The organism is Psychrobacter sp. AOP3-A1-26, from assembly GCF_052378235.1.
Lineage (GTDB): Bacteria > Pseudomonadota > Gammaproteobacteria > Pseudomonadales > Moraxellaceae > Psychrobacter.
Genome location: NZ_JBQSXN010000110.1, coordinates 1 through 8,508 on the forward strand (window position 1 = coordinate 1; position 8,508 = coordinate 8,508).

Genomic DNA, 8,508 nt, shown 5'->3' on the forward strand with positions numbered 1-8,508 from the left:
GTCTGCCTACCACTTATAAAGACGGCAAGTTGACTATAGTGGCAGACTTGGAATATGACAGTATTCAAATTGCCTATTCTGCTCCATACAGTTATGAGCGTCATCAAGACCTGCTGGCGGCTGTCCAAACGCACCCATTGGTAGCGTTGGAGCATCTGGGCGAGACCCTTGATAAGCGTGATTTGACGTTAGTAAAAATCGGTAATGGTGATAGCAGTAGTGAAACGCATAAACACAGCATTTGGATTACCGCTCGCCAGCATCCCGGCGAGACGATGGCAGAGTGGTTGGTTGAGGGGCTGATATATGCGTTGCTAGACAGCGATAATGCCACTGCCAAGCAGCTATTAGAAAAAGCCGATGTCTATATCGTGCCAAATATGAACCCCGATGGTAGTGTGCGTGGACATCTACGGACCAATGCTGCTGGTACCAACTTAAACCGCGAATGGTTTAACCCAAGCTTGGACAAAAGCCCTGAGGTCTTTTATGTAATCAATAAGATGGAGGAGACTGGCGTTGACCTCTTTTATGATGTGCACGGCGATGAAGCGTTGCCATATGTGTTTTTAGCCGGCTCACAGGGTACGCCAAGCTATAATGATCGTCTGGCACATTTGCGTGATAGATTCTCAGAGGTGTTAAAGCTTGCTTGTGCAGATTTTCAGTCTGAATATGGCTATGAGATCGACGCACCAGGCACCGCAAATATGACCGTCGCTACCAATTGGGTAGCCGAGCATTTCGATTGTCTGGCCAATACGTTGGAGATGCCTTTTAAAGACAATGATAATAGCCCTGATGCAGTGACAGGCTGGTCGCCTGAGCGTTCTATGAGGCTGGGTGAGGCATCGTTGGTTGCGATGTTGGCAGTCGTCGATGATTTACGCTAGTTTTAAAAATCTAGCCACCGATACTGTTTGAGTCTTCAATATCTCTTGTTATTACTATCTAAAAATAGCGCCTACAAGGGCGCTATTTTTTTGTCAAAAAAAAGAGAACAATAATAAAGCGGTAATGTAAATACTGCCCTTATTGAGATTATTATCAAGGCTTTTTCATCGAAGTGTCATAACTGACCGATACACTGCTGAGCTGCACAAGACAAGTAATTTAATAAATGACGATTAAATAGACAGTCATTTAAATAGACAGTAAGTGACTAGGTGAGTGAATATGTTAGAGCTGAGACAAGTGACAAAAAAATATGAGGACAAGGTAATATTTGAGGATCTTTCACTCAGGATAAATAAGGGTGAGATAGTGTCCATCTTAGGGCCATCTGGCTGTGGTAAGACCACTTTATTGCATATGATTTTGGGGTTGACCGACATCAATGGCGGCCGCATCGCCTATAACGGCGAGGACATTACCCGCGTCTCCATGAGGCAAAGAGGCTTTAATATCGTCTTTCAGGACTATGCGTTATTCCCCAACCTGAGTGTCAAACAAAATATCGAATATGGTCTGCGTAACAATCTGAATATGAGCACACAACAAGAAGTCGATGAACTGGTCGACTTGCTCGACATCAAAGCCCATCTAAATAAGCGTATTCATCAGTTATCTGGTGGTCAAAAGCAGCGTGTCGCGCTGGCACGTACATTGGTGATGAAGCCAAAGATACTGTTATTAGACGAGCCGTTATCGGCACTAGATGGAGTAATTAAGGAAACCGTCAAAGCGCGCATTCGTGAGATTGCCGTGCGCTATCAGCTGACTACCTTGATCGTCACCCATGACCCCGAAGAGGCGATGACGTTATCGGATCGTATCCTACTGCTATCAGAAGGCAAGGTGGCGCAATTTGCTGAACCCGCTGAAACCATACACAACCCTGCCAATGATTTTGTCACCAACTTCATTCTTAATCAGCTCAATATCAAACGCCGCAATATCTTAAGCTTATTTGCTGATGGTCTCTCTGAAACCGACCCGCTGAGTAAATACACGCAAACTCAAAACTATGGCCATCATGAGGCTGATATTAGCTCCCGTCCTACAGACTCTCATACTCTCACCGCTCATGATAAGCAACAGTCAAAAAACGCGGTAAAAGGCTAAGCTGATAAAAGCCTGTAGTAGATAATGACAATTATTTAACAAAGACTAAAAACTAGGTATGACATGGGTTTAAAGGGCTTGAGGTAATGCGAGGTTATGTATAAATACAATGATTGGCGCGCCCACCAAGACTCGAACTCGGATCGATCGCTTAGGAGGCAACTGCTCTATCCTGTTGAGCTATAGGCGCATAATGGAGTGCTATTGTAAAAAAAAGCACTTATAAAAGCAATCAGTAATAGATAAATAAATAAAGAGGTTTTGGTTTACTTACCATTGCTCAGGGCATCAGCGATATTGACTGAGTCATCATCTGGTGCTTTTTTTGTACGTGATGTCGGATTAAATAGGTCATCTACACTGTTTTGGTAGCCATCAATATTATGGTAATTATACTTTTTCAATATGCTTTGTCCTGTACTTGAAAGGAGAAAGTTGCGAAAATTAACGGCGATAGTATTGTCTGTCAGAATAACACCTTCCAGTGCTTGTTCGTCCTTCAAAGCATAGTTGAAAGAGTTTAGGGTACGAGATTCTGTGTTATCGCGCTCGGTATCCTGCGTCTTATCATTGATATCACTATTACTTTCATCAACAGTAGAGCCCTCGGCAGCACGGTCATTGTTATTTGCTTTGGTTTGATGGTTTTTATCTTGAGCGGCTGTTAGCTTTGTTTGTAGTGGTGCAAGACGTTCAGTAGATAGGTTGCCGTCAGCGATAATCATGTCTGTACTAACCAGAAACTCAGAGCGCTCATTATTAGTGAAAGCATCACTTGATAATGTCAAAAGGGCAGTAGAGGCTACATAGTTTGTTATAACGTCCACATGAGGATAACGAGATTCGAAACCGACGATTACATCATCCAACGGACCTTGTAGGTTTTCTTCCGCTTGAATATGTAGGGTGCTTTTAGAGTCGGTGCTTTTATCATCGTTCATTCCAGCAGTTGCACTGTCATTTTCACTCGCCATAATAGGTAACGGATCTGCATTTTTACGATTGCTACTCCATAACCAAGTAAAGATAGCGATAAAGATTACTAATAGTAGTAAAATTAGCCCAGCCAGTAGCAGCTTGTAGTCTTTCATATATTACCGTTCTTTTTTTGGTTTACTTGATATGGGAGTCAGTTATTGTATTAGAGCTAGAGCTTGCTTTACAACTTTCGATGCAAGACTTCATCGGCTAAATCTGCCAGCATATCTGCAAAAATATCGGTTGCGCCGGTTGCGACAGGCATGGCTTTTTGCTTAGCACTTTTACGATTATTGGTATCATTGTTATTTATAGGAGTAGCTGGGTAGTTTGAGGGCGAGATAGGTTGAATGTCAATCGCTTTTGCCGCTTGATGCGCTGCTAAGGGCGATTGATTGGTCGTCAGCTTGTCTTTGAGCCATTTAAAACCATGTGCTTCCCACCATGCCTCAAACCGAGGTAACGTGCTGCCACGTACGGCGGCAGGCAGGTTCAACGTCCGTAATTTCTGTGCTAAAACAGGATCGCTAATGGCTTGGTGAATACTGAGGTAGAGTCCACTGCTATCATCCGTATAAGGCTTTCTGTTTTGCCATGATCGATCATCGATTTTCATACGTGGCAATTGCCACAGCTCACCACGATAGTATACAACATATAAACGTCGTTTCGGATGAACAAAGATGGCATCAATGGGACGCAAGGGCATAGTGTTTAAGTATCTCGTTGATAAAAGAATAAAAAAGAGGCAATGGTTAAATAAAAATCGTCACTGTTTTTTTAAATGATGAATCAAGACGACAGTAATTGTCGCAAGGTATTGTCATGCTAGTATCTATACTAGTAAACGATTCTTATCGGTGGCACACTGATAATTGTTATTGAAGGGGGAGCACCGCTTATCATTGCTATTACAGACTTAGATTCATTATCCTAGCAGAAACGCATAGCAGTCACGACCGCGAAACATGGATTGCTCAGTGTTGTCTGTCGTCTTTTTTATTTATAGCGCATGTGCATAGATGAGTTTTACTAATTTTTAATTTATCAAACCAATATTTATTGATGACACTCTTTCACTACCTCAATCAAACCATTAATCAGACCATTAATCAGATCACTATTTATGTTTACCATTATTCAGTCGCACCGCACCGAGCACCTAGTTGAGCAGTTACTTAACGCTTATCAATCTAAAAACCTGCCTATATTTGAAGAGTTTATTGTCATTGTGCCATCGATGGTGCTGGGCGATTGGTTAGATAAATCCATTGCCAGCCAAGCAGGCATTAGCACCTTGGTTACCACAAAGTTTTGGGGGCAGTATCAATGGACGTTGATGCAAAAGGTATTGGCTGAGCACAATGTTTGGTTAGAAGCCAATCAACGTTCGCAAGAGGTTTTGACCGTGCCAGAAGTAGCGGTATTGACTGGGGCTGTGATGCAATGGCGACTGTTTGGTTACTTCACTTATTATCAAGCACAAATTATGGCGGATGATAAGCACCCTTTATACCCATTATTATCGGCATTACTGGATGAAGAAGCAGATCGTAGTCAGCAAGATGTGCGGTTGTGGTCATTAGCGACAGACTTTTCACGAGTATTCAGCCGTTATTTGACCCATCGTGAGGATTGGTTGACGTTATGGTCTGATAATAAATCGGTTGATGTAGAGCTGCTTGTGGCCGAAAAAGACAAGCTAACGATGGAGTTTGATAAATACGCTGGCATCACGCCTGATTGGTTGGTGGCGCATTATACGGAGCTTGAAGTCGCCCAACGTCACTTATGGCGTTTGTTATTTGCCTCGGTATATGAGCATCGCGCCTCGATTGAGACGCGTTTCTGGCAAATTATGGCCAAAGATAAAGCCAATAGCGGGGTAGATATCAAGGCGATACTGCCAACGCAACTGCATATTTTTACCATTCAGCAATTACCCCAAAACGAGCTCAATTTCTTGCAACGTTTATCAACTTACCTTGATATCACTTTATTACATTACAATCCGTCGCAACTGTTTTGGGCAGATATCGTTGATAAGCAGTGGTTACAACGTCAGCAAGTGATCAACCCTGACAGTGTGTTTTTACGAGATTATGGGCACACGCTATTGTCACGTTTGGGTAAGCAATCGCGTGAGACTTTTGCCATGCTGGCGAGCTTATCAGGTAATGAAGAGTCAGATAACTTTAAGCTCGATTGGCAAGATAAGTTTGATGTCGATTATCCGCAGGCAGAAAGAACTCAATCCGGACAGCCCTTAAGCCTGCTTGCGCACTTGCAGCAAGATGTATTGATGCTCGATGAAAGCGCGACACAAAAAACCACTGCTGGGCGCTTAAGTGCCGCGCTTGGTACGCAAGTGCAATCGGATAGTCATAACGCTTCAGAAAATAAAGCTATTAACGATAATAATAGCCTAGGTAATAGTAATGATTCCGACTTATGGTTTAGCGACAATACTCTAAAAGGCAAACGCTATGAGCAGCCGCGTCATTGGCAACTCTCGCAATACGATAATAGCCTAAGTATTCATTCTTGCCATAATTTACAGCGCCAGCTTGAAGTGCTGCGCGGCATGATTGGACGCTGGCTAAACGAGGCAAATGAAGATGGTAGCACACGCCATTTGTCTGATATCGTTGTACTTCTCCCTGATGTCGATCGTCATCACGAGCTGATTAACTCAGTGTTTGTTAATGGAGAAGGGCAGGATGGTCTGACGCTACCGGCTAAAGTCACGGGTGTGGTTGATAAGTCGATTCGCCAGCTATGGGAAGCAATACGCGGCTTTTATGGGTTATTAGGCAGTGAAAGCGCACGTTTTGAAGCGGCTGAAGTTTTTGATTGGCTGATGCTGCCACCACTTTATGAAAGCCTTGGCTTAACGCATGAGCAGATGAGCCGAGCCTGTGACTTATTAGAACAAGCAGGATTTGTACGTGGCTTTGATGAAGCTCACTTGCAGCAAACACTTGATACAGATGACTATGATTACCGCTTTAGCTTTGCCCATGCTTTGGATAAAGTCGCGCTAGGTTTGATCATGCCAGAAGCGAGTATCAGCGATTGTCTGTATCCTGAACATTGGCAAGATAATGTACTGGCAGAAAAAACCGTGCCCATATCTGCCATCAGCTTGGCGGATGCTGCGATTATTGAAGCACTATGTCGTGTCTATAGCGGCTTACATCATTGCCGTTACGAGTTTCAAGCCCGCTATAATGCTGAGAATTGGCTCAATAATATTGAGAACCATATTATTCATCCGTACTTTGGTGTCCTTGATCAGACGCGTCCGATGCGTGCTATTTTTAATGCGATGAATGGTTTTAAGAGTAGTTTGCGCGCCAACCGTCATTATCAGCGCTATCATGCTGAGGATATGAATTCTACGACGATAGATAGTACAGCGACTCCATTAGAACTTGAAGCCAGCCAAGTTGAATCAAAACTATCGCAAGTCAGTAATTTGCCTTTAAAGCTCAGCTTTATGCTCGATAGTATTGAAGACGAACTTGAGAGTCAGCAGGTCAGTGCGGAACCGACAGGCGTGATTACCTTCGGGCGTTTTGGTGCACTGCGTAACGTACCGTTTGGGTTGGTTGTTATGCTCAATATGGACTTGGCGGAGTTTCCCAATCGTGACCATGACAACCGTTATGATTTGATGAAATCTGGGCTGGCACGTCGCGGTGATAGATTTAGTGAAGATGACGATAATGGCGCGTTTTTAGATGCGCTGCTGTGTGCTCGCAATGCCTGCTGGATTTTTTATAATGGCCAGCGTCTTACCGATACTCACGAACACTTACCCGCCAACCCAGTGAGTGAGTTACTACAGTTTTTAAAAGGTGAGGTTCAGTGGCAGTGGGACCCTTTAAAAACCGAACAACTTAAAAATCAATCATCAACGATTATTGAAGAGCAACAATCAGCATTGGCAGCGCAAGTACAGCGTTACCTGCCCAAGCTTATCGAGCAGTGGTTGGTCACTCATCATCCAGCGCTACCCTTTGCCCAAGAAGTGTTTGTGCAGTCAGAAACGCTTAATGAGCAAGCAGCGAGTGGTTCATTTGATGGTGTTTCATCTGGCTCAACGGCTGATGAAGATGCTGGTCAAGCACTAATAAACTTACTTACGCGTGCTATGCAAAAAGAAAAAGCCTATCAGCAAAGTACCAATGCTCCAGCACGGGTGTGGCATGAAGTGTTTGAGCGTTTGCAGTCTCAAGATGACGGTGCCATATCAACTGTTAAAGTTAATCTGCCCAGTCAAGAGGACTATGCCAATATTGCTCAGCGTATTGTATTAGACAATGTATTAGACAATGCAACTGTACAAGGGATAGATGAGCGCTTTGAAATCAGCCAAGTAGATATGCAGTATCTGCACTACCAAGTGCGTCATCCCGCTAAGCATTTTTTACGAGAACAGCAAGTACATGTGGTATTGCCTGAAGATGAGATGGTGCACCAAGAGCCATTATCGTTGTCAGGCCTAAGCGCTTATGAGGTAAATAAGCAGCTACTCGATGAGTTAAATAAAGACAGTGACGTTGAAGGTAGCAGCGCAGACAATCACACCACGCACTCTGTAAGCAAGCTATTATACGATCCAGTGATGCCAGCTGGTGTGGCACGTCAGTCAACTCTGCAGTATCAACAGCTTAAATTACAACAGCAGTGTCGAGAGTTTGCCGAACAACTATCAGCATTAGGTATAGATACTCATCGTAGTGGTAATAATGCCCTACTAACTCCTTGTACTGAGATTATGACCACGGTTGCCGCACCAGATATCAATCTGCAAGGGAGGCTGCAAGTGAAAGGTATGATACCAGTAGAGGCGCTTACTACTAATTATAACTCGGAAGACGGCTCCTCCTCACCTGAGCTGTGGCTAAACATCTTGCCCAATAGTGCGCGTACCCAGTATTTACTGCGCTTTTGGTTGTCACATGTCTACTGGCAGGTCGCGCGGCGTACTACCGAGGTGCAAGTTGCTGCTGGCGATGGTAGAAGCATTTGGCGTTTTAATAAAGGCAGCGATGAGTACAAGAAATTCAAGGGAAAAACCACGTTTGAGCTTGCACCTATTGCCTATGACATTGCCTTGGCTGAGCTTCTTAAATGGGTGAGGTTTGCGCATATGGCTGGCAAGATACCCATGACTGTATTACCTGTTCATGCGCTTTCTTACCTTGACAAGGTCAATGATGCCAAAGCAAAAGATTTAGATTATCAGCCTAAACCCAGTGATTTTGAAAATTGGTTATGGCCAAGTTATAACAGCGACGTTATATATGATAGCTGCTCACAGCATGAGATATGGCAATATATCCTTTATAAGCAAGACGCCTTTACTAAATTAAAAGACGCTCTGCCAGCATTAGCCCAGCCTTTATTTGGTGCAATGGATGAATCCTTACAAGCGCTATAAGGCAGTCTGTTTTTATT

At 43.7% G+C, this 8,508-nt stretch carries 5 protein-coding genes and 1 tRNA gene; 3 read left to right on the forward strand and 3 right to left on the reverse strand.

What is annotated here, in order from left to right; all coding sequences use genetic code 11:
- Positions 1 to 893 (forward strand): M14 family metallopeptidase (locus tag ACT3TU_RS13000; protein WP_444784467.1); only part of this gene is annotated, 893 nt, incomplete at its 5' end.
- Positions 894 to 1,176: 283 nt separating this feature from the next.
- Positions 1,177 to 2,064 carry an ABC transporter ATP-binding protein gene (locus ACT3TU_RS13005; protein WP_192528931.1) on the forward strand — a complete coding sequence of 296 codons (888 nt, stop codon included), beginning with the start codon at positions 1,177 to 1,179 and terminating at the stop codon, positions 2,062 to 2,064.
- A 114-nt stretch (positions 2,065 to 2,178) separates the two neighbouring features.
- Here the strand turns inward: ACT3TU_RS13005 and ACT3TU_RS13010 are convergent.
- From ACT3TU_RS13010 to ACT3TU_RS13020, 3 genes are all read right to left on the reverse strand, one after another.
- Positions 2,179 to 2,254: transfer RNA gene (locus ACT3TU_RS13010), tRNA-Arg, on the reverse strand.
- 76 nt (positions 2,255 to 2,330) lie between these two features.
- Positions 2,331 to 3,155, reverse strand: a complete 825-nt coding sequence (locus ACT3TU_RS13015; RefSeq protein WP_192523137.1) for a hypothetical protein — start codon at positions 3,153 to 3,155, stop codon at positions 2,331 to 2,333.
- Positions 3,156 to 3,223: 68 nt separating this feature from the next.
- Positions 3,224 to 3,751, reverse strand: coding sequence for a hypothetical protein (locus ACT3TU_RS13020; RefSeq protein ID WP_192528930.1), 528 nt, complete (start codon positions 3,749 to 3,751; stop codon positions 3,224 to 3,226).
- Positions 3,752 to 4,168: 417 nt separating this feature from the next.
- On the opposite strand from ACT3TU_RS13020, the gene ACT3TU_RS13025 reads away from it, so the two are divergent.
- The gene (locus ACT3TU_RS13025) at positions 4,169 to 8,491 is read left to right on the forward strand and encodes an exodeoxyribonuclease V subunit gamma (RefSeq protein WP_192523135.1); all 4,323 of its coding nucleotides are present in this window, start codon (positions 4,169 to 4,171) and stop codon (positions 8,489 to 8,491) included.
- Positions 8,492 to 8,508: the final 17 nt, after the last annotated feature.

Coding starts and splice junctions, on each gene's coding strand:
- ACT3TU_RS13015 (WP_192523137.1), bottom strand. CDS start 3,155: ATGAAAGACTACAAGCTGCTACTGGCTGGGCTAATTTTACTACTATTA.
- ACT3TU_RS13025 (WP_192523135.1), top strand. CDS start 4,169: ATGTTTACCATTATTCAGTCGCACCGCACCGAGCACCTAGTTGAGCAG.
- ACT3TU_RS13005 (WP_192528931.1), top strand. CDS start 1,177: ATGTTAGAGCTGAGACAAGTGACAAAAAAATATGAGGACAAGGTAATA.
- ACT3TU_RS13020 (WP_192528930.1), bottom strand. CDS start 3,751: ATGCCCTTGCGTCCCATTGATGCCATCTTTGTTCATCCGAAACGACGT.